The organism is Amycolatopsis sp. NPDC049691, assembly GCF_040675005.1.
GTDB lineage: Bacteria > Actinomycetota > Actinomycetes > Mycobacteriales > Pseudonocardiaceae > Amycolatopsis.
This window is the reverse complement of record NZ_JBFANX010000001.1, coordinates 815,488-835,441: the sequence shown is the minus strand read 5'-3', so window position 1 is coordinate 835,441 and position 19,954 is coordinate 815,488. Positions and strand designations below refer to the sequence as shown.

Annotated in this window: 15 protein-coding genes; 10 read left to right on the top strand and 5 right to left on the bottom strand. The window is 74.0% G+C overall.

Annotation, left to right across the window (positions count from 1 at the left end; all coding sequences use genetic code 11):
* Nucleotides 1-26: 26 nt before the first annotated feature.
* Nucleotides 27-611, top strand: coding sequence for a G/U mismatch-specific DNA glycosylase (gene mug, locus AB0J40_RS03965; protein ID WP_364447110.1), 585 nt, complete (start codon nucleotides 27-29; stop codon nucleotides 609-611).
* Between the two features lie 73 nt (nucleotides 612-684).
* Nucleotides 685-2,256, top strand: a complete 1,572-nt coding sequence (locus AB0J40_RS03960; RefSeq protein WP_364447107.1) for a long-chain-fatty-acid--CoA ligase — start codon at nucleotides 685-687, stop codon at nucleotides 2,254-2,256.
* A gap of 1 nt (nucleotide 2,257) precedes the next feature.
* On the opposite strand, the gene AB0J40_RS03955 is transcribed toward AB0J40_RS03960, so the two are convergent.
* The 3 genes from AB0J40_RS03955 to AB0J40_RS03945 form a co-directional block, all read right to left on the bottom strand.
* Nucleotides 2,258-2,980 carry a haloacid dehalogenase type II gene (locus AB0J40_RS03955; protein WP_364447104.1) on the bottom strand — a complete coding sequence of 241 codons (723 nt, stop codon included), beginning with the start codon at nucleotides 2,978-2,980 and terminating at the stop codon, nucleotides 2,258-2,260.
* A 25-nt stretch (nucleotides 2,981-3,005) separates the two neighbouring features.
* Nucleotides 3,006-3,641 carry a GntR family transcriptional regulator gene (locus AB0J40_RS03950; protein ID WP_364447101.1) on the bottom strand — a complete coding sequence of 212 codons (636 nt, stop codon included), beginning with the start codon at nucleotides 3,639-3,641 and terminating at the stop codon, nucleotides 3,006-3,008.
* A gap of 72 nt (nucleotides 3,642-3,713) precedes the next feature.
* Entirely contained in the window at nucleotides 3,714-5,654 is a 1,941-nt protein-coding gene (locus tag AB0J40_RS03945; RefSeq protein ID WP_364447098.1) for an NPCBM/NEW2 domain-containing protein, read from the bottom strand.
* 317 nt (nucleotides 5,655-5,971) lie between these two features.
* On the opposite strand from AB0J40_RS03945, the gene AB0J40_RS03940 reads away from it, so the two are divergent.
* Genes AB0J40_RS03940 through AB0J40_RS03930 form a run of 3 tightly spaced genes read left to right on the top strand, consistent with a single transcriptional unit; the run spans nucleotide 5,972 to nucleotide 9,804 of the window.
* Nucleotides 5,972-6,745 carry an ABC transporter ATP-binding protein gene (locus tag AB0J40_RS03940; protein WP_364447312.1) on the top strand — a complete coding sequence of 258 codons (774 nt, stop codon included), beginning with the start codon at nucleotides 5,972-5,974 and terminating at the stop codon, nucleotides 6,743-6,745.
* Nucleotides 6,746-6,766: 21 nt separating this feature from the next.
* Nucleotides 6,767-7,744 carry an iron-siderophore ABC transporter substrate-binding protein gene (locus tag AB0J40_RS03935; protein ID WP_364447096.1) on the top strand — a complete coding sequence of 326 codons (978 nt, stop codon included), beginning with the start codon at nucleotides 6,767-6,769 and terminating at the stop codon, nucleotides 7,742-7,744.
* Entirely contained in the window at nucleotides 7,744-9,804 is a 2,061-nt protein-coding gene (locus AB0J40_RS03930) for an iron ABC transporter permease (RefSeq protein WP_364447093.1), read from the top strand. The genes AB0J40_RS03935 and AB0J40_RS03930 overlap by 1 nt, the downstream gene beginning before the upstream one ends.
* Nucleotide 9,805: 1 nt before the next feature.
* On the opposite strand, the gene AB0J40_RS03925 is transcribed toward AB0J40_RS03930, so the two are convergent.
* Nucleotides 9,806-11,005 carry an FAD-dependent monooxygenase gene (locus tag AB0J40_RS03925; protein WP_364447091.1) on the bottom strand — a complete coding sequence of 400 codons (1,200 nt, stop codon included), beginning with the start codon at nucleotides 11,003-11,005 and terminating at the stop codon, nucleotides 9,806-9,808.
* 189 nt (nucleotides 11,006-11,194) lie between these two features.
* On the opposite strand from AB0J40_RS03925, the gene AB0J40_RS03920 reads away from it, so the two are divergent.
* From AB0J40_RS03920 to AB0J40_RS03900, 5 genes are all read left to right on the top strand, one after another.
* Complete coding sequence (locus AB0J40_RS03920; protein ID WP_364447088.1) at nucleotides 11,195-11,767, top strand: VOC family protein; 573 nt, start codon at nucleotides 11,195-11,197, stop codon at nucleotides 11,765-11,767.
* A 33-nt stretch (nucleotides 11,768-11,800) separates the two neighbouring features.
* Complete coding sequence (locus AB0J40_RS03915; RefSeq protein WP_364447085.1) at nucleotides 11,801-12,262, top strand: hypothetical protein; 462 nt, start codon at nucleotides 11,801-11,803, stop codon at nucleotides 12,260-12,262.
* Nucleotides 12,263-12,332: 70 nt separating this feature from the next.
* The gene (locus AB0J40_RS03910; protein WP_364447083.1) at nucleotides 12,333-15,095 is read left to right on the top strand and encodes an AAA family ATPase; all 2,763 of its coding nucleotides are present in this window, start codon (nucleotides 12,333-12,335) and stop codon (nucleotides 15,093-15,095) included.
* 100 nt (nucleotides 15,096-15,195) lie between these two features.
* Nucleotides 15,196-16,293: a ferredoxin reductase gene (locus AB0J40_RS03905; protein WP_364447080.1), complete on the top strand. Its 1,098-nt coding sequence runs from the start codon at nucleotides 15,196-15,198 to the stop codon at nucleotides 16,291-16,293.
* A gap of 19 nt (nucleotides 16,294-16,312) precedes the next feature.
* A complete protein-coding gene (locus AB0J40_RS03900) occupies nucleotides 16,313-17,572 on the top strand; it encodes an acyl-CoA desaturase (RefSeq protein WP_364447076.1) in 1,260 nt (419 codons plus the stop codon).
* Nucleotides 17,573-17,669: 97 nt separating this feature from the next.
* Here AB0J40_RS03900 and AB0J40_RS03895 read toward each other — a convergent pair whose 3' ends face one another.
* On the bottom strand, nucleotides 17,670-19,925 hold the full coding sequence (locus AB0J40_RS03895) for a protein kinase (protein WP_364447074.1): 2,256 nt from the start codon (nucleotides 19,923-19,925) through the stop codon (nucleotides 17,670-17,672).
* Nucleotides 19,926-19,954 lie beyond the last annotated feature (29 nt).

The following is a 19,954-nucleotide window of genomic DNA, read 5'->3' as shown; positions in this document are numbered from 1 at the left end:
TCGCCGCGGCGGTGTTCGATGACGGGGTGCGAAAACCGGAACCGGGCGCCGTCCTGCCGGACGTGGTCGCCGAGGGGCTGCGGGTCCTGTTCGTCGGCATCAACCCCGGCCTCTCCTCGGCGGCGGCCGGCCACAGCTTCGCCACGCCGGGCAACCGGTTCTGGCCCGCCCTGCACCGCTCCGGGTTCACACCCCGAAGACTGAGCGCAGAGGAGGAAGGGCTGCTGCCCGGCTGGGGACTGGGCATCACCAGCATCGTGCGCCGCCCCACGGCCCGCGCCGCGCAGCTGACGCGTGAGGAGCTGGTGGCCGGCGGCCGGGACCTGGCCGAGCGGGTCCGGGCCCTCCGGCCGGACTGGCTGGCGATGCTGGGCGTCACCGGGTACCGGGCGGCGTTCGGGGCTCCCCGCGCCAGGCTCGGTCCCCAGGCCGGGACGATCGGCGGCGCCCGCGTGTGGATCGTGCCCAACCCCAGCGGCTTGAACGCGCACTACCCACCCGAAGCCCTCGCCGTCGAGTTCGCCCGGATGCGCGTCGCCGCCGGCGTCCCCGACCGCTCCGGCCTCCTCGGCGACGGCCCGTTCCCGGACCCCGCGATCGACGGCCCCTGACCCCTGGACCCGGCGGCGCGCACCGTGCTAGAAGTAGAACGTGTTTCACTTCTGACCGCATGGAGGTGCGCGGATGAGCGTCCCGACCGTGACCGAGCTCCTCCTGGCCCGCGCCGGCGACGACCGCCCCGGCCTGCGGTTCGAGGACGAAACCCGGTCGTGGGCCGAGCACGTCCGGGCTTCGGCGCGCTGCGCGGCCGGCCTCCGGGACGCGCTGGACCGGGAGAAACCCCCGCACGTCGGCGTGCTGGCCGACAACGTCCCCGCGTTCTCCGTCCTCCTGGGCGCCTGCGCGTTTGCCGGAGCGGTGCTCGTCGGGCTCAACCCCACCCGGCGCGGCGCGGCGCTCGCGCGGGACGTCCGGCTCGCCGACTGCCAGGTCGTCCTCGCCGAACCGAAGTACCGGCCCCTCCTGGCCGGGCTGGACCTCGGCGGGATCCCCGTGCGGGACCTGGGATCGTGGCCGCCGCCGGGCGATCCGATCGAGCCCGTCCCCGCCTCACCCGACGACCTGCTCATGCTGATCTTCACCTCCGGCACCAGCGGCGACCCGAAGGCCGTCCGCTGCACCCACGGCAAGATCGCCTTCCCCGGCGCGATGCTCGCCGAGCGCTTCCGGCTGTCCACATCGGACACCGTGTACGTCGCGATGCCGATGTTCCACTCCAACGCCATCATGGCCGGGTGGGCGGTCGGGCTCGCGGCGGGCGCGACAATCGCCCTGCGGCGCCGGTTCTCCGCGTCCGGCTTCCTGCCCGACGTGCGGAAGTTCGGCGTCACCTACGCGAACTACGTGGGCAAGCCACTGTCCTATGTGGTCGCCACGCCGCCGCGGCCGGACGACGCCGACAACCCCCTGCGTCTCGTCTACGGCAACGAAGGGGCCGCCGCCGACCTCGCCGCGTTCGAGCGGCGCTTCGGCTGCAAGGTCGTCGACGCGTTCGGCTCCACCGAAGGCGGCATCGGGTTCGCGCGCACCGACGACACCCCGCCCGGCTCGCTCGGCCGGCCGACGCCCGACGTCGCCATCCTGCACCCGCACACCGGACGCCCGTGCCCTCCGGCCGAATTCGACGCCGACGGCCGGCTGGTCAACGCCGGGGAAGCCGTCGGCGAGCTGGTCAACACCGCGGGCGCCGGCTGGTTCGCCGGGTACTACCGGGACCCCGAAGCCGACGCGGAGCGCCTGCGCGACGGCCGGTTCCACACCGGCGACCTCGCCTACGCCGACGCCGACGGGTTCTGCTACTTCGCCGGCCGGCTGGGCGACTGGCTCCGCGTCGACGGGGAGAACCTCGGCACGGCCCCGATCGAGCGGATCCTGCTGCGGCACCCCGCGATCACCGATGCCGCCGTCTACGCGGTGCCCGACCCGGTGACCGGAGACCAGGTGATGGCCGCCATCGTCACCGGCGGCACTCCCCTGGACCCCGCCGGGTTCGGCCGCTTCCTCGCCGGCCAGCCCGACCTCGGACCCAAGCAGGTGCCCAGGTACGTGCGCACGGTGCGGGAACTGCCGCGGACGTCGACGTTCAAGGTCCTCAAGCGGCGGCTTTCCGCCGAAGGCTTGGACTGTCCCGACATCGTGTGGGAGCGCACCGGACCGGACATCGCCTACACCGCTCTGTCCACTGTGGTCCGCTAGCTCAGGCGAAAGCCTTGTCGACGGCGTCCGCGAAGGCGCCCATCGACGGGAACTCCAGGTCGTACGACCAGTCGCCGCCCGGCTCGGGGGTGGCGCCCCAGCCCGGCCGGTCGTGGCGGCGGTTGATCCACACCGACGGCAGCCCTTCGCGCTTCGCGGGAACGTGGTCGTGGAACAGGCTTTGCGCCACGTGCAGCAGTTCCGCGCGGGCCACTCCCAAGGACGGCAAGGTCTCCTCCAGCGCGCGGAAGTGGTTCCCGGCCGGCTTGTAGGCGCCGACGTCCTCGGCCGTGATGATCGCGGCGAACCGGCCCCGCAGCCGCTTGTTGCTGCCCGCGAAGCCGTCGCGGTGCACATTGGACAGGATGATCAGCCGGTAGTGCTCGGCGAGCCGCGCCAGCGCGCCGGCCGAATCCGGGAACGCGGGCCAGTCCGGCACCGACTCGCCCAGGCGGCGGGCCCAGTCGTCGCTCACGCCCGCCCCGAGACCGGCTCCGGTGCGGCGGAACGCCTCCGCCAGCACCTCCGGGTACCGCGTCGCCGGCGCTTCCCGCTCGACAGCGGCCTCGTTGCCGGCGTAGGCGACCAGCAGGTCCTCGCCGGACACGTCGAGGCCGCGTTCTTCGGCCCACGGCGACAGGACGGCCGCGATGCCCGCCTCCCAGTCGATCAGGGTGCCGTAGCAGTCGAAGCTGAGCGCCTTGAAGCTCGTCAGGTCCGTCATGTGTATGACAGTATAACAATGGCCGTCAGCCGACCAGCCCGTCCAGCGCGTGCGCAAGGTGCTCGCGCATCGCCGTGACCGCGCGGTCCTCGTCGCCGGAGCGCACGGCGTCCAGCAGCGCCCGGTGCTCCGCCGCGAGGTCGCCCGCCCGCGGGTAGGAGTCGCTGAGCTGGGCCAGGCAGAGCTGCATCTCCTCCTGCATCGCCGGGTAGATCCGGTCGAGCCGCGGGCTGCCGGCGCAGCCGATCAGCGCGACGTGGAACTTCGTGTGCGCGTCGACCCGGTCGCCCCAGCTCGCGCTCGGCGCCAAGGCCTCCATCGCGGCGAGACCCGCTTCGGCGGCGTCGACCGGACGCCGCTCGGCGACGATGCGCCGGACCGCCTCCAGCTCGAGCGGCGTGCGGACGAAGAACAGGTCCCGGACGTCGTCCGCGGTGAACACCGGGACGCGCAGCGAGCGCCCCGCCGACCGCTCGGCGAGGTGCCGGGCCAGCAGCTCCTGCAGGGCCGAGCGCACGGTCGGGCGCGCGACGCCGAACATGCTCGCCAGGCCTACCTCGGTGAGCGGCTCCCCCGGCTTGAGATCGCCGCCGAGGATGTGCCGCCGGATCTCCGCGACGAGGGCGTCGCGCGTGCTGATGCCACGCAGAGGCACGGTCACGCGGTCCCCTTCCCAGTGCCGGGCCGAACAGGCCACCAGTCTGGCACGCGCCCGCCGGCCCGGCCGGGAAGGTCAGCAGGTGAGGTACGGCGACAGCCAGTCGCCCCAGTCGCCGGCCGAGCCGTCGCTGCCGTCGTCCACGGCGAGCGCCAGCACCTGCACGCCCGTCACCGGCACGACGAGGTGCTGCGCGGCGTCGCCGTGCCGCAGGTCGCCGGTCGCCTCCAGTTCGACGCCGTCGCCGATGACCCGGAACCCGAGTGTCCCGTTCGGACCGCGGTCGTCGACGCCGACGGTCGCGGTGAACTGCTTGCACTTGCCGCCGAGGTAGTACCGCACGACCGACGGCGCGTGCGTGCCCAGCCCGCCGTGCGCGTCGGTCTTGCCGTTGATCGTGAGCGGGTGGCCGTTGTCGATGCTGTCGCGCTCGACCGGGCCGAGGCCGTTCTCGGTGGAGATCCACGGCTGCGTGTTGAGCAATCCGTTGGTGTAGGGCGGATTCGGCGCGAGCATGAGCGGCGCCTCGGCCGACGCGGTCGCGGTCCGCGCGCCTTGCCCGGTCGTGTAGGTCACGGTCGCCGGCATCTTGAACGGCTGGGTGGCGGTCGAAACCGGGTGCAGCGTCACCTCCGTTTCCCAGGTGGCACCGGGTTCGACGGTGCCGGTGGTCGCCTCGGCGGCGCCGTCGAACTGCCATTCCGCCGGCGCGGTCAGCCGCAGGTGCGCGCCGGTGACCGGCGTCGAACCGGCGTTGGTGAACTTGACCGTGGCGGTCACCGGCTGGGCCGGCGGCACGGAGTCGGGCAGCTCGACGGTCAGCGACGTCCGCGGTGCGGCGGCCGCGGCGGTGGGCCACACGCGCAGCATGGTGGCGGCGTGCCGCCCGACGGTCCCGCCGAGCGCGCCGGTCGTCTCGGTCTCGTCGCCGGTCCAGAGGTCGCGCACGCGGTACCCGGCCGCGGCGGGGAGCCCGGCGTCGGCGACGGACGTCGTGATCGGCGCGGCCAGTTCGCCGCGGTTGAACAGGACGAGCACGGCCGAGCCGTCGGACATCGGCTTCGTCCACACCTCGGTCCAGCCGGTGTCGCGGACCTTGTGGCCGCCGACGCCCGCCCAGTCCCGGTCGACGGCGACGATGTCGGGGTTGTTCAGTTCGGCCGGGAGCGTGGCGTCGGCGGCCAGCGCCATGTCGGCCACCAGGGGCGCGTTGAGCACCGCCCACAGGCCGAGCTTGGCCTGGCGCTCGGCGGGGTCGAGGTAGCTGAAGGTGAAGGAGCCGGGCATGTTCCAGCCGCCCGGGCCGTTGTAGCCCTCCAGGCCGTACTGCTTGTCGAGGCTGCCGGCGGAGTAGCCGAAGTTGAAGGTGGCGTTCTTGTACGTGCGCCAGACCTGCGCGCCGGACGCCCGCGCCCACAGCCACGGGCTCTGGTTGCGGTCGTAGTCGTCGACCTCGAGCGTGATCTGCCGGCCGGTGCGCTTGAGCGCGTCGGCCATCTTCTTCACGCGCGCGGGCGCGTCGCCGTTGACGCTGTAACAGGTGTCGTAGCGCAGGTAATCCGCGCCCCAGGCCGCGAAGGTCCGGGCGTCGAGGTCCTCGTGGTCGAGCGAGCCGGCCGCCGGGTAGGCACTGCAGGTCTTCGCGCCGGTGCCGCTGTAGAACCCGATCTTGAGCCCGCGCTGGTGGATGTAGGCGACCAGCGCCGGGATGTCGGCGGAGAAGCCGGGGCGGGGCGTGAGCTTGCCGTCGGCGTCCCGCTGGGCGGCCTGCCAGCAGTCCCCGAGCATGACGTACTCGTAGCCGGCGTCCCGCAGCCCGGAGGAGACGAGCTGATCGGCGGCGGCCTTCACGGCGTCCTCGCCGAGCTGGTAGAGGCAGTAGGGATCCCCGGTGGCCCAGGTGATCCCCAGCGGAGGTCTTTCCCCGGGAACCGGATCCGGCGGCGTATCGGCCCGCGCGGGCACGGCGGTGACCGTCAGCAAAAGGGCGCAGAGGAGCACGAGGAGCCGTCGCATTTGTTCCCCCTCCGGGAAAAGCGGACAAGACTCCCAGGATTGCCTTGGTGGACGACGGAGGTCAAGACGGGCAAAAGTACCCTCCCCGAGCACGGGAGCAGGCCGGCGCGCCGAGGGGGAGGGGCGCGCCGGCCTGCTGCGGAGACGCTAACCCGGCCACGGCCGCTCCGCGCGTTGACCGCGCCGATGTGCTGTCCGCCACCTTGTTGGTTAGGTAAGCCTGCCCTTATCGTTCTCCCGTGTCCGTCGTCCCCCGCCGCGCCGATGCCGGTGTCCACGCCCGCGAGGTCGATGTCGCCTACGGGAGCGATGTCGTCGTGCGTGCCGCGTCCGTCTCCCTGCTCGCCGGGACCGTCACCGCGCTGATCGGGCCGAACGGCAGCGGGAAGTCGACGCTGCTGCGGGCACTCGCCCGGCTGCACCCGCCGGTCGCCGGGTCGGTCACCTTCGCCGACGGCGCCGACCTGCGGGCACTGTCCGGAAAGGACATCGCCAAGCGGATCACCCTGCTGTCGCAGCACCGGACCGCTCCCGGCGGGGTCAGCGTGCGGGAGCTGGTCGAGTTCGGCAGGCACCCGCACCGGTCCCGCTGGGGCGGCCGCGATCCCGACGGCCCCGCCGCCGTCGAACGGGCGCTGGCGCTGACGGGCCTCACGGCCCTCGCCGACCGGCCGGTGCAGGCCCTCTCCGGCGGGCAGGCGCAGCGCGTGTGGCTCGCGAGCTGCCTGGCCCAGGACACCGCGCTGCTGCTGCTCGACGAACCCACGACCTTCCTCGACCTGCGCTACCAGGTGGAGATCCTCGACGTCGTCCGCGACCTCGCCGACCGGCACGGCGTCGGGGTCGGCGTCGTGCTGCACGACCTCGACCAGGCCGCCGCGGTCGCCGATCGGGTGCTGCTGCTGGAGGACGGCCGGGTCACCGCCGACGGCTCCCCCGCCGACGTCCTGACCTCGGCGAACCTCAGCCGGGCCTACGGCATCCGCGTGGACGTCGCGGCCGACCCGGCCGACGGCCGGATCCACACCCGCGCCATCGGCCGCTTCAACGCCACCACGCCGGGCCGCTCCAACGACACAGCGCCGGTCTGACCCAGCGAAAACAGGAGAACCATGCGGATCACCAGGATGCTCCTCGGCCTGTCCGCGGCCGCCACGTTCTTCGTGGCCGCCTGCGGCACCACCGAGGAACCCGCCGGCGACACCGCCGCCCCGAGCGGCGGCGGCCCCGTCACGGTCGTCGACTCGCGGGGCAAGGAAGTGCAGCTGCCCCACCCGGCCAAGCGCGTCGCGGCGACCGAGTGGAACGCCGTCGAGCACCTGGTTTCGCTCGGCGTCATGCCGGTCGGCGTGGCCGACATCAAGGGCTACGGCCAGTGGGTGAGCGCCGCCCCGCTCGACGGCACCCCGAAGGACATCGGCACCCGCGGCGAACCCAGCCTCGACACGCTCGGCTCCCTCGGGCTGGACCTCGTGGTCGTCACCGACAGCGTGACCGAAGGGGCGCTCGAGCAGATCGAGGCGAAGGTGCCCGTCATCGTCATCACCGGCGGCGACGCCAAGGACCCGATCGCCGGGATGTACGCCGGCCTGGACGTCATCGCGAAGGCCACCGGCACCGAAACCCGGGCCGCGCAGCTGAAGTCCGAGTTCGAGCAGAAGCTCACCGCGGGCAAGGCCGAAGTGGCGAAGCTCGGCGCCGCCGGCCAGAAGGTCGCGTTCTCCGACGCCTACGTCACTTCCGGTTCGGTCGGTATCCGGCCTTACACCAAGGGTGCGCTGGTGTCGGCGGTGTTCGGGCGGCTCGGCCTGGAAACCGCGTGGACGATGGACGGCGACCCCGCCTACGGGCTCGCGCAGGCCGACGTCGAGGGCCTGACCCAGCTGCCCGACGTGCGGTTCTGGTACCTGGCCAACGACGCCGAGGGCGACCCCTACCAGCAGCAGCTGGCCGGCAACGCGATCTGGCGGAACCTCTCGTTCGTCAAGAGCGGCAAGGTGCACCGCTTCCCGGACTCCCTGTGGATGTTCGGCGGCCCGAAGTCCATGGCGCAGTTCGCCGACGCGGCCGTCGCCGCGCTGAAGGGCTAGTGGCCACCCTGACCGAGCCGCCCGCGGTCGCCGTCCGGCGGCCCGGGCGGCTCGCGCTGCTGGGCATCGGGCTCGCCGTCCTGCTCCTGCTGGGCTCGGCGGTGCACCTGACGCAGGGCACCGCGAACCTGGACCCGCTCGACGTGCTGCGGCTGGTGTTCGGCGGCGCGACGGGCGACACGACAGCCGTGGTCGTCGAGTCGCGGTTGCCGCGCCTGCTCGCGGCGCTGGTCGTCGGGGCCGCGCTCGGCGTGGCCGGTGCGGTGCTGCAGTCGGTCTCCCGCAACACCTTGGCGTCGCCGGACACCCTCGCCGTCAACGCGGGCGCGCACCTGGCGGTGGTCGCCGTCGCGGCGTTCGGCGTCTCGCTGCCGCTGCTCGGCGCGACCGGGGTCGCGTTCGCGGGCGGCCTCGCCGCGGCCGTGGTCGTGCTCGCGCTGGCCGGCACCGGCGGCACCGGGATCGTGCGGCTGGTGCTGGCGGGCACCGCGATCGCGCTGGCGCTGGTCTCGGTGACCCAGGTCCTGGTGTTGCTGTACGCGCAGGAAACCCGCGGCCTGTTCGCCTGGGGCGAGGGATCGCTGGAGCAGAACGGGCTCGGCGGCGTCCGCACGCTCGGTCCGGTCGTCGGCGTGGCGCTGGCCGCGCTGCTCCTGATGGCCCGGCGGCTCGACCTGATCCACGTCGGCGACGACCACGCCAGGACCCTCGGTGTCCACATCGGACGGACCCGCGGCGCGGCGATCGGGCTCGCCGTGCTCCTCGCCGCGGCGGCGGTGACCCTGGCGGGTCCCATCGGGTTCGTCGGCCTCGCCGCGCCGGCACTGGCCCGGCTGTCGGCGTCGGTGGTGCCGGGTCTGCACCGGCACCACGCGCTGCTCCCGTTCTCCGCGGCGCTGGGCGCGACGCTCCTGCTGGGCGCCGACGTGCTGCTCCGCACGATCGTCAGCCCGCAGCGAGCCCTGGAAGTGCCGTCGGGCGTGGTGACGACCATCCTCGGCGCACTGTTCCTCGTGGTCCTGGCCCGCGGCGCCCGGATCACCTCCGCGACCGCCGAACCCCCGGCGGCCGGAGCGCCCGCGCTCCGGTACGGCGTGGTCCTCGGCGTGCTGGCGCTCGTGGCGGTCGGCGTCGCCGTGGGAGCGGTGCTGCTCGGGGACGCGAAGCTGCTGCTGGGCGACGTCGTCAACTGGGTCACCGGTCAGGCGGGCCCGATCGTGTCCGGCGTGCTGGACACCCGCGTCCCCCGCGTGGTGGCCGCGCTCCTGGCGGGCGCGGCGCTGGCGCTGGGCGGCGCGCTCACCCAGGCGGTCGCCCGCAACCCGCTGGCCGAACCCGGGATGATCGGGGTCGTCGGCGGGGCGGGGCTCGGCGCGGTCACCGTGCTCACGCTGGTGTCCGGGGCCGGGTTCTGGACCCTCGCCGGGTCCGCGGGCCTGGGTGCCGCCGTGGCGATGGCCGTGGTCTTCGCCGTGGCCGCCCGCGGCGGGTTCACCAGCGAACGCCTGGTGCTGATCGGCTTCGGGGTGCACGCGGCGTCACAGGCGCTGGTGACGCTGCTGATCACGCTGACCGACCCGTGGAACGAAACCAAGGCGCTGACCTGGCTGGGCGGCTCCACCTACGGCCGCACGTTCACGCACCTGGTGCCGATGGCGCTGGCGGTGCTGCTGGTGGCGCCGGTGCTGGTCCGCCTGCGGCGCGAGCTCGACCTGCTGTCCCTGGACGAGGAGACACCGCGGGTGCTGGGCGTGCCGGTGGCGCGGTCGCGGTTGCTGCTGCTGTCGTGCGCTGTGCTCCTGACCGGCGCGGCGGTCGCGGGGATCGGGGTGCTGAGCTTCGTCGGCCTGGTCGCCCCGCACGCGGCCCGCGCGATCGTGGGCACCAGGCACGCCCGGCTGCTGCCGGCGGCAGCGCTGCTGGGCGCGATCCTGGTCTGCACGGCGGACACCGCGGGCCGCACGGTGATCGCCCCGGGCCAGCTCCCGGCCGGCCTGATGACGGCGATCATCGGAGCGCCGTACTTCGGGTGGCTCCTGTACCGGCACCGGACGCGGTGACCTACGAGGTGACCCGGGCTCCCGAGTCCGGCACCCCCGCGTAGTCCGGCAGCTCGACGCCGTTGATCGCGCGCTCGACCAGCGCCGTCAGCGCTTCCATGTCGGGCTCCGGGCTCGGCTCCGCGTCCGGGCCGGGGGCCCCGCGCATCCGCGCGTGCAGCCGGCCGATCTCCTGGTTCGCCTCGACGAACGGGCGCATCCGGCTCTCGTACGCGGCGAACGCCGGCCCGGGATCCCACCCGGCGGTGGCCAGCTCGCCGGCCAGCAGGTAGGCGCCGACCAGGGCCAGGCCGGTGCCCTGCCCGGACAGCGGCGACGAGCTGAACGCCGCGTCCCCGAGCAGCGCCACCCGGCCGCTCGACCAGCGGTCCAGCACCACCTGGGCGACCTGGTCGAGGTAGAAGTCGGGCGTGTCGTCCAGGTGCGCGAGGATCCGCGGCGTCAGCCAGCCCAGGCCGGCCACCCGCTCGCGCAGCAGGCGCTTCTGCCCCTCGACGTCCCGGTGGTCGACGGCGAAATCGGGCGAGACGAACGAGAACATGGCCATCGCCCGGGAGGCGTCCCCGATCGGTCGCAGCATCGCCGAGCGCCCCGGCTCCTGGTGCTCGATCAGCCAGCGGTCGAGCCCGAACTCGTTGGGCACGCTGTAGAAGGCCAGCACGTGCCCGAGGTGGCGGACGCACTCCTCGTGCGGCCCGAACACCATCGCCCGCAGCGCCGAGTGCAGCCCGTCCGCGCCGACCACGAGGTCGAAGCGCCGCCGGTCGCCGCCCGCGAAGACCACGTCGACGCCGTCGGCGTCCTGGGCGAGTTCGGCGATCCGGTCGCCGAAGACGTACTCGACACCGTCGCGGGTGTCGTCGTAGAGCACCCGGGAGAGGTCCCCGCGCAGGATCTCGATCTCCGAGATGTAGCCGTCGCCGCCGTCGTCCTCGGCGCGGAAGGTCTCCAGCACGGTCCCGTCCGCGGCCACGGTGTGCGCCCCGGCGGTCTCGGTGCGGGCCGCGCGCACGGCCGCGTCCAGCCCCATCCGCCGGATGACCTCCCTGGTCACACCGCGTGCGTCCACCGCCTGCCCACCGGGCCGCAGCCCGGGCGCCCGTTCCACGACGGTCACCTCGGCCCCGCGCCGCCGCAGCCAGTGGGCCAGCGCGGGTCCCGCGATGCTCGCTCCGGCCACCAACACCCTGGTCCCGCTCACTGCGCCCCCCCCTGCTCACCGGTCCTGCTCCGTGCCCGGATCGTAGCGGGACCCGGGGGCCCGGGGAGGGCGTTCCGGCGACCCGGGGGTCGGCCAGGGTGTCTCCCTGGGGCGACGGGGACCCGTGCGGAGCACTGTGGGTCCCAGAGCGGCGAACCCCGCCGCCCCCGCACCCCAGGAGTTCCGATCATGGACATGAAGCTCGAGGTCGTGGTCCTGCCCGTCACCGACGTCGACCGGACCAAGCACTTCTACAAGACCCTCGGCTGGCGCGAAGACGCCGACATCGACTTCGGCGCCTCCCGCGTCGTGCAGCTCACCCCGCCGGGCTCGGCGGCCTCGGTCCACTTCGGCACCGGCCTCACCGACGCCGCACCCGGGTCGGTCCGCGGCACCTACCTCGTCGTCGACGACATCGAAGCCGCCCGCAAGGAACTGACCGGCCACGGCGTCGACGTCAGCGAGGTCTTCCACCGCGACGACACCGGCGCCTTCGCCCCGGGCGTGCACCCCGACCGCGGCACCTACGGCTCGTTCGCCTCCTTCCACGACCCCGACGGCAACACCTGGCTGCTGCAGGAGATCACCACCCGCTTCCCCGGCCGCGTCGACGGCGTCGCCTACGGCACGACGCAGCAGCTCGAGCAGGCCCTGCGCGAAGCCGCCGCCGCGCACGGCGAACACGAGAAGGAAACCGGGCAGTACGACGAGAACTGGCCGGTCTGGTACGCGCGGTACATGACCGACCACCAAGGCGCCTGAAACCCCCTGCGAACCACCGAGGAGACCCCGAAGATGTCCACGATCCACCTCCGCCAGCCGACCACCGTGTCCCCCGAGCAGTTCGTCGCCGGGCTGACGGACTTCGGTCCGGAGCGCGAAAAGCTCTTCGGCCGCAGCGCGAACGAGTACCTGAAGGTGCACGACCGGGGCCCCGGCCACGCCGACGTCACCGAAGGATCCGGCGGCATCTGGGAGCGGCTGAGCTACGACTGGTCCGACCCCACCCGGGTGGTGATGCGGACGACCGACTCCAACACCTGGGGCGGCGCCTCGGGCCACACCTACACCTTCACCCGGCTGCCGGACGGCACCACCCAGGTCGACGCCGTGGTGGTGCGGGAAGGCAAGAACCTCAAGGGCCGGGTGCTCGGCGGCCTGCTCGGCGTGCTGGGCAAGCGGGTCCTCGGCGGGGAACTGGCGAAGACCGCCAAGGCCATCGAAGCGCGGTACGCGGGCACCCACGACGACGCGTGACGCGCCGGCCGGCTGCGCTAGGGTTCGGTGACCCGGCACGGTCGTCGCCGGCCGGTCGTGGGAGGTTCGCATGCCGGGGCGTGGGCCGGCGCTGATCGGCAGGCACAGCGAATGCGCCGCGCTCGACCGCCTTCTCGCCGGGGCCCGCGCGGGGCAGGGCCAGGTGCTCGTCCTGCGCGGCGAGGCCGGGATCGGCAAGACCGCGCTGCTGGAGTACGCGCACGCGCAGGCCCCGGGGTTCCGGGTCGCGCGCGCCGCCGGTGTCGAATCCGAGCAGGTGCTGGCCTACGCCGGGCTCCACCAGCTGTGCGCGCCGTTCTTCGACCGGCTCGACCGCCTGCCCGAGCCCCAGCGCGACGCGCTCGCCACGGCCTTCGGGCTGAGTGCCGGCGCGCGGCCGACCCGCTTCCTGGTCGGGCTGGCGGTGCTCACGCTGCTCGCCGACGTGGCCGAGGAGCAGCCGCTGCTCTGCCTGGTCGACGACGCGCAGTGGCTCGACCGGATGTCGGCGCTGGTCCTCGCCTTCGCGGCCCGCCGGCTCCTCGCCGAGCGGATCGCCGTGGTCTTCGCGGTGCGGGAACCCGGCCGCGAGCCCGACCTGGCCGGGCTGCCGGAGCTCCCGATCGGCGGCCTGGGCGAGGCCGACTCCGAAGCGCTGCTGGCCTCGGTGCTCAAGGGACCGGTGGACAGCCGCGTCCGCGCCCGGATCGTCGCCGAAACCCACGGCAACCCGCTGGCGCTGCTGGAGCTGCCCCGCGCCTGGACGGCCGATGGGCCGGCCGACGGTCTCGCCCCGCCCGGGGCGACGCCGCTCGCCGGGCGCATCGAGCAGTACTACGTCCAGCAGCTGGAGCCGCTGCCCGCCGACACGCGGCGGCTCCTGCTCATCGCCGCCGCCGAACCCCTCGGCGACGCCACCCTGCTGTGGGCCGCGGCCGGCGAGCTGGGGCTCGGCGCCGACCCCGCGGCCGCGGCCGAGGCGACCGGGCTGATCGAGTTCGGCCGCCGGATCCGGTTCCGCCACCCGCTGGTGCGGTCGGCGGTCTACCGGTCGGCCCCGCCCCAGGACCGCCAGGACGTGCACCGGGCACTGGCGGACGTGACCGACCCGGACCGCGACCCCGACCGCCGGGCCTGGCACCGCGGGCAGGCGACCGTCTCCCCCGACGAAGACGTCGCGGCCGACCTCGAACGCTCGGCCGGCCGGGCCCGGGCCCGCGGCGGCCTGGTCGCGGCGGCCGCGTTCCTCGAGCAGGCGGCGCTCCTGACCCCCGAACCCGACCGGCGCGCGCACCGCGAACTCGCGGCGGCCGCCGTCAAGCGCGACGCCGGCGCCCTGGAAGCGGCGCTCGGCCTCCTGGACTCGGTGGCGGCCGGACCGCCGGACGCCGGGCGCGCCGCCGAAGCCGAGCACCTGCGCGGGCAGATCGCGTTCGACCGGCGACGCGGCGGCGACGCGGCCCGGCTGCTGCTCCGCGCGGCCGAGCGGCTCTCCCCGCTCGACGCGAACCGGGCGCGCGAGACGTACCTGGAGGCGCTGGCGGCGGCTCTGTGGGCCGGTTCGGACCGGGCCGATCTCGTGGCGGTGGCCCAGGCGACCCGCGCCGCGCCCTCGGCGCCGGTACCGCCGCGCGCCGTCGACCTCGTCCTGGACGCGCTGGCCACCCGGCTCACCGGCGGTTACCCGGCCGCGGCGCCGCTGCTGGCCAAGGCGGTGGCGGCGGTCCACGCGCTGGACGTCGGCACCGAGGAGACCGGGCGGCTGCTCTGGCTGCTGGGCAACCGGGCCGGCGGCATGGTCGCCACCGAAGCGGCGGACTTCGCGGCGGCACGGGCGTTCGCCGCGCGCCAGGTCCAGCTCGCGCGGGACGCCGGCGCGCTCGTGCAGCTGCAGTTCGCGCTCAACTTCCTCGCCGTCAACGAGCTGCTCGCGGGCGAGCTGACCGCGGCGGCGGCCTCGGCCGAGGAGGACGGCGCGATCGCGGGCGCGACCGGCGACGCGCCGGTCGGCTACGCCGCGATGCTGCTCGCCGCGTTCCGCGGCCGGGAGACGCCGGCGGCGGAGCTGTTCGAGGACACCGCGCGGGACGCGTCGGCCCGCGGCCAGCTCCGGCTGGTGACCTTCGCCGACTACGGACGGGCGGTGCTGTACAACGGCCTCGGCCGCCACGACGCCGCGCTGGCCGCCGCCCGCCGGGTGTTCGACCACGACGTGGTGGGGTTCCAGGGCCTCGTCACCGCCGAGCTGGCCGAGGCGGCCTCCCGGACCGGGGACGAGGAGCGGCTCCGGGCCGCGGCCGCCCGGTCGGCGGAGCGCGCTTCGGCGGCCCGGACGGCCGAAGCGCTGGGGCTCGACGCCCGCGTGCGGGCGTTGTGCGCCACCGGGGCGGACGCCGACCGCGGCTACCGCGAGTCGATCGAGTACCTCGACGGGACCCCGCTGCGCGTGGACCTCGCCCGCGGCCACCTGCTCTACGGCGAATGGCTGCGCCGGGAAGGCCGCCGCGCGGACGCCCGCGCGCACCTGCACACGGCCCACGAGCAGTTGTCGGCCATGGGACTGGAGGCGTTCGCCGACCGGGCCCGGCGCGAGCTGCAGGCCACCGGGGAGACCGCGCGGAAGCGCACGGTGGAAACCACGGGCGAGCTGACCGCGCAGGAGTTCCGGATCGCCCGGCTCGCCGGGGAAGGCTATTCGAACCCCGAGATCGGCACCCGGCTGTTCCTCAGCCCGCGCACGGTCGAATGGCACCTGCGCAAGATCTTCACGAAGCTGGGCATCAGCTCCCGCCGCCAGCTGCGCGACGTCGTCCTCGCCGGCGCCGGCACCTGAGTTCCGGCTTCATCCTGCAAGTTGAGTGCACGCCCGTACACTCAATGGGCATGGTCACCTTCGAAGCCGGCGCCCCCTGTCGTCCGCGGGGTGGTGCGTGATGGCCGAAGTGGGGATGCGCCCCCCGGCGTCGCCGCTGCGGCGCCGGGCACTGCGCGCGCTGCGCTGGCTGTTCACGCCCCTGCGGCCGGACGACTACCTCGACCTGATCAACCCGCTGTGGTCGACGCGCGAGCTGCGCGGGCGCGTCGAGCGGGTCGAGCCCGAACGGGGTGGCGCGGCCACCGTGCTCATCCGGCCGGGCTACGACTGGGTCGGGCACCGGCCCGGGCAGTACGTGCGGCTGGGCGTGGTCATCGACGGCGTCCACCACTGGCGCGCGTACTCGCTGACGTCGAGCCCCGACCGCGCCGACGGGCTCATCTCGGTCACCCCCAAGAAGGTCGACGGCGGTGTCGTCTCGCCGTACCTGGTCGAGCGGGCCCGCCCCGGCGAGCTCGTCCGGCTCGGCGAGGTCGAAGGGTCGTTCACCCTGCCGGACACCCTCGAGCGCGGCCTGCTGTTCGTCACGGCCGGCAGCGGCATCACGCCGGTCATGAGCATGCTGCGGCACCTGGCGCCGGGTCCCGGTCTGCGCGACGTCGTGCACGTCCACTCGGCGCGGGAGGCCGGCAGCGTCATCTTCGGCGACGAGCTGGCCGAGCTCGAGGCGCGCCACGAGGGTTTCCGGCTCGAACTGCGCATCACCGGCCGGGACGGCCGGTTCACCCCGGCCGAGCTGGACGCGCTGTGCCCGGACTGGCCGGAGCGGGAGACCTACGCCTGCGGTCCCGGTGAGCTCCTCGACGCGTTGCGGGAGCACTGGAAGCGCCACGGTGACGTCGACCGGCTGCACCACGAGCGGTTCCAGCCCATCGTCGGCGGCGAAGGCGCCGACGGGGACGGCGGGACGGTGCACTTCGCGCACCGCAACGTCGACGCCGAGTGCCCGCCCGGCACCCCGATCCTCGTCGCCGGCGAAGAAGCGGGCGTCGACATGCCGTTCGGCTGCCGGGTCGGGGTCTGCCACACGTGCGTGCTGCCGATCCGCGAGGGCCGGATCCGCGACCTGCGCACGAACGTCGTCAGCGAGAAGCACAACGAGATCGTGCGCACCTGCGTGCACGGCGCCGAAGGCCGGGTCACGGTCGAACTCTGAAGCTCCGGAAGGGGAAAACATGACACCGACGCACCCGTTCGCCCACCTGAGCGCGGACCGGCTTGCCGAGCTCGCCCGCGAGTTCGACGCCATCCACGACGACGTGCGCGCCGACCTCGGCGAGCGCGACCGCCGCTACATCAAGGGCGTCATCCGGCTGCACCGGCAGATCGCGGTGGCCGGCCGGGTCCTGCTGCTCGGTTCCCGGTCCAAAGCGGCCTGGGCGGCGGGCACCGGCTGCCTGGCGGTCGCGAAGATCCTGGAGAACATGGAGATCGGGCACAACGTCCTGCACGGCCAGTGGGACTGGATGAACGACCCGTACATCCATTCGTCCACTTGGGACTGGGACACGGCGTCGACCGCGGCGGCGTGGAAGCACTCGCACAACTACATCCACCACACGTACACGAACATCCGCGGCAAGGACAAGGATCTCGGCTACGAGATCATGCGCATCGACCCGCACCAGAAGTGGCACCCCGCCTACCTGGCGCAGCCGGTGTACAACCTGCTGCTGATGGCCTTCTTCGAATGGGGCGTCGCGGTCCACGACCTCGACATCGAGGCGATCCGCGCCGGCGAGAAGCCGCTGAAGGACGTGTGGCACGACATCAAGGGCATCTCGGGCAAGGCCCGCGACCAGATCCTGAAGGACTACGTCGGCTGGCCGCTGGTGAGCGCCCTCGCCGCGACCGCCGTCGGACGGCTCGTGCGCCCCGAACCCCGGTCCCGGCGCCGGGTTCTGGCCGACCGCGTCCGCGGCAAGCGGTTCAAGCGCGCGGTCCGCGCCCAGCTCGCGGCCGTCCGCAAGGAGGGCGGCGGGACGTTCGCCGCGACGTTCTGGGCGGACTTCACCGCGAACATCATCCGCAACGTGTGGGCGCACTCGATCATCTTCTGCGGCCACTTCCCCGACCAGACCTACACGTTCAGCCAGGAGGAGGTCCGCGACGAGACCCGCGGCGGCTGGTACGTCCGCCAGCTCGTCGGCGCGGCGAACATCACCGGCTCGCCGCTGTTCCACCTCATGAGCGGCAACCTCGGCTACCAGGTCGAACACCACCTGTTCCCCGACATGCCCAGCAGCCGCTACGCCGAGATCGCCCCGCGGGTCAAGGACATCTGCCGGCGCTACGGCCTGCCCTACAACACCGGGCCGCTGTCCCGCCAGCTCGGCACGGTGCACCGCACGATCCTGCGCCTGGCGTTCCCCGGCGGCAAGCCCCGCCCGAAGCCCGGCCCCTACCGCGGCGAGGAGCCGGCCCGCGCCGCCTGAGCTCAGGCTCCGCTGCCACTGGCCCCCCGTGACGCTCACCGCGGCGACCGCCCGCGGTCCCCCACCGGAAGCCGTCCCGAACATGCGCGGCGAGCGATCAGTGCGGCCGGGAGAGATCGCCGGGCTCGAAGCCTTCCACGGTGTCCGTGACGGGCTGGTCGAGCTCCGCCTTGTGCGCGGCCGGGTAGACCCAGCGCAGCCCGGCCGCCGACCCGGCCCCGATGGCCTCGTGCTCGTAGAAGATCTTGCCGTCACCCTGGAAGCCGGACACCGTGTAGCCGTTCTTGTCGGCGGAGCGGAACGTCACCCGGCCGCCGTCCCCCTCCACCGACGCGATCACCTCGGCCAGCTTCTCCGCCGGCCGCAGGCCCGCCGCGTTGGTCCCCCACACCGTCAGCGTCGCGCCGAGGGCGGCGTCGGTGAACCGCCTCCCCTCGCCGTCCTGCGGGACCCACGCCGACGCCGTGTAGCCCGGCGGCACCGGCGTGCTGAACCCGAACCGGGCGTTCGTGTACGTGGCCCCGGCATCGGGTTGCTCCGAAGACGGGGGCGCGGTCGTCGTCGACGGAGCGGCCGTCTTGCCCAGCATCGCCAGGACCTTCGGCTGCAGCAGGTCGCCGAGCTCGTCGTAGGGCAGCACCACGGACTCGGTGCCGGCCGCCGTGGCGCAGCCGAGCTCGTACCAGCGGATCTCGAACTCGGCGCCGGCGTCGGTGAACCCGAACGTCGCCGCCGGCACGTGGTCACCGCCGCCGGCGCGCTCGGCGGCGTCCATGCCGACCCGCCGCTCCGGGTAGCCGACGACCGTGGGCACGGTGCAGAACCCGTTCTTCGTGTGCGGGCTCAGCCGCTGGGTCAGCGTCCGCATGCCCGCGGCCGTCAGCATTTCCGGCCGGAAGACGTCCTTCGGACCCAGTGCCTGCCCGGTCGCGAGGTCGACGGAGAGCGCTTCGGGGAACCGCCAGGTGGGGTGGGACAGCACGGCCGAGTCGAGATCGTGGTCGTAGCGCACGGAAAGCAGCCCCGGCGTCTGTCGCAGGACGCGCGCGGACGAGTGCACCCGGACCGTCTCGCCCTCCTGCCGGACGCGCTCGAGCGTGCTCGGTTCGGCGACGCCGTCGTGGAGGGCCTTGAGCCGCTGGTCGACCGGTGCCCGCAGCGCGTCGTTGACCCGCTGCCGGACCGCGGCGTCGGCGCCGCCGGACACCTGCGGGTACTGGAGCTCGTAGCCGATCGGCAGCGCCGGGTCCCGGCCGGACATCGTCTGCAGGGCGACCGTCAGCGACGCCGGCGCGGCGGGCGGGTCGTCCCCCTTCGGGATGAGCAGCACCCCGCCGGCGACCAGCCCGCCGACGATCGCGACGGCGGCGGCGATCTTGCCCGCCACCGCCGCGGTCAGCCCGGTCCCGGTGCCCGTGGCCGTCGCCCCGGCCCCGGCGGCCGCGGCGACCGGCGCGGCCGCCGTGCCCGCGGTCGTCAGGAGCGCCAGCGGCGTCAAGGCCGTCAGCGCCGCGGCGGAGGTGGCCAGCCGCTTCCAGCCACGCTTCTCCCAGTTCTTCCCGTAGGCCTTGCGCGCGACGGCTTCCAGTTCGGTGACGAAGGCCCCCGCGGTCGCCGGCCGCCACGACGGGTCCTTCGCCATGCCCCGCGCGATCAGCGGACGCAGCGCCTCGGGCACCGCGTCCATCGGCACGGGTGCTCCGCCGTGCAGGACGCGCAGCTGCTCGCGCGTGTCCGCCTCGAACGGCCGCTGCCCGGTGACGCACTGGTAGAACACACACGTGGCCGCGTACACGTCGGTGGCGGGCACGCCCGGCTGCCCCGCCCACTGCTCCGGCGCCATGTAGGACGGGGAGCCGGCGGTCAGTCCGTTGTGTCCGTCCAAAGTGGCCAGTCCGAAGTCGACCAGCTTCGACTCGCCGTCCCGCGACACCAGCACGTTGCCCGGCTTGTAGTCCCGGTGGACGACGCCGGCCGCGTGGGCATCGGCGAGGCCGAGCAACGAGCCCTTGAGGATCGCCAGCGCGGCCTCGGGCGCCAGGACGTTCTCGGCCACCAGCAGAGCGCGCAGCGAAACACCGGGCACCGCCTCCATGACCAGGGCGGCGCCGTGGGGTGTCTCGACGAAGTCGAAGAGCCGGACGACGTGCGGGCTCCGCACGCCGGACAGCAGCCAGGCCTCCCGCCGGAAGCCGTCGGCGATCCGCGGGTCGGCGAGGAACTCCGCGCGCAGGTACTTGATCGCCGCCAGCCGCCCGGAAGTCTCGTGCTTGGCCAGCACGACCCGCCCGAAGCCGCCGCTGCCGAGCACGTCCACTTCGGCGTACCCGGGCACGCTCCAGGTGTCGTTCATCCCCGCCGCTTCCCCTCGACTGTGTCCGC

Coding starts and splice junctions, on each gene's coding strand:
- AB0J40_RS03960 (WP_364447107.1), top strand. CDS start 685: ATGAGCGTCCCGACCGTGACCGAGCTCCTCCTGGCCCGCGCCGGCGAC.
- AB0J40_RS03955 (WP_364447104.1), bottom strand. CDS start 2,980: ATGACGGACCTGACGAGCTTCAAGGCGCTCAGCTTCGACTGCTACGGC.
- AB0J40_RS03945 (WP_364447098.1), bottom strand. CDS start 5,654: ATGCGACGGCTCCTCGTGCTCCTCTGCGCCCTTTTGCTGACGGTCACC.
- AB0J40_RS03935 (WP_364447096.1), top strand. CDS start 6,767: ATGCGGATCACCAGGATGCTCCTCGGCCTGTCCGCGGCCGCCACGTTC.
- AB0J40_RS03920 (WP_364447088.1), top strand. CDS start 11,195: ATGGACATGAAGCTCGAGGTCGTGGTCCTGCCCGTCACCGACGTCGAC.
- AB0J40_RS03915 (WP_364447085.1), top strand. CDS start 11,801: ATGTCCACGATCCACCTCCGCCAGCCGACCACCGTGTCCCCCGAGCAG.
- AB0J40_RS03910 (WP_364447083.1), top strand. CDS start 12,333: ATGCCGGGGCGTGGGCCGGCGCTGATCGGCAGGCACAGCGAATGCGCC.
- AB0J40_RS03905 (WP_364447080.1), top strand. CDS start 15,196: ATGGCCGAAGTGGGGATGCGCCCCCCGGCGTCGCCGCTGCGGCGCCGG.
- AB0J40_RS03900 (WP_364447076.1), top strand. CDS start 16,313: ATGACACCGACGCACCCGTTCGCCCACCTGAGCGCGGACCGGCTTGCC.
- AB0J40_RS03895 (WP_364447074.1), bottom strand. CDS start 19,925: ATGAACGACACCTGGAGCGTGCCCGGGTACGCCGAAGTGGACGTGCTC.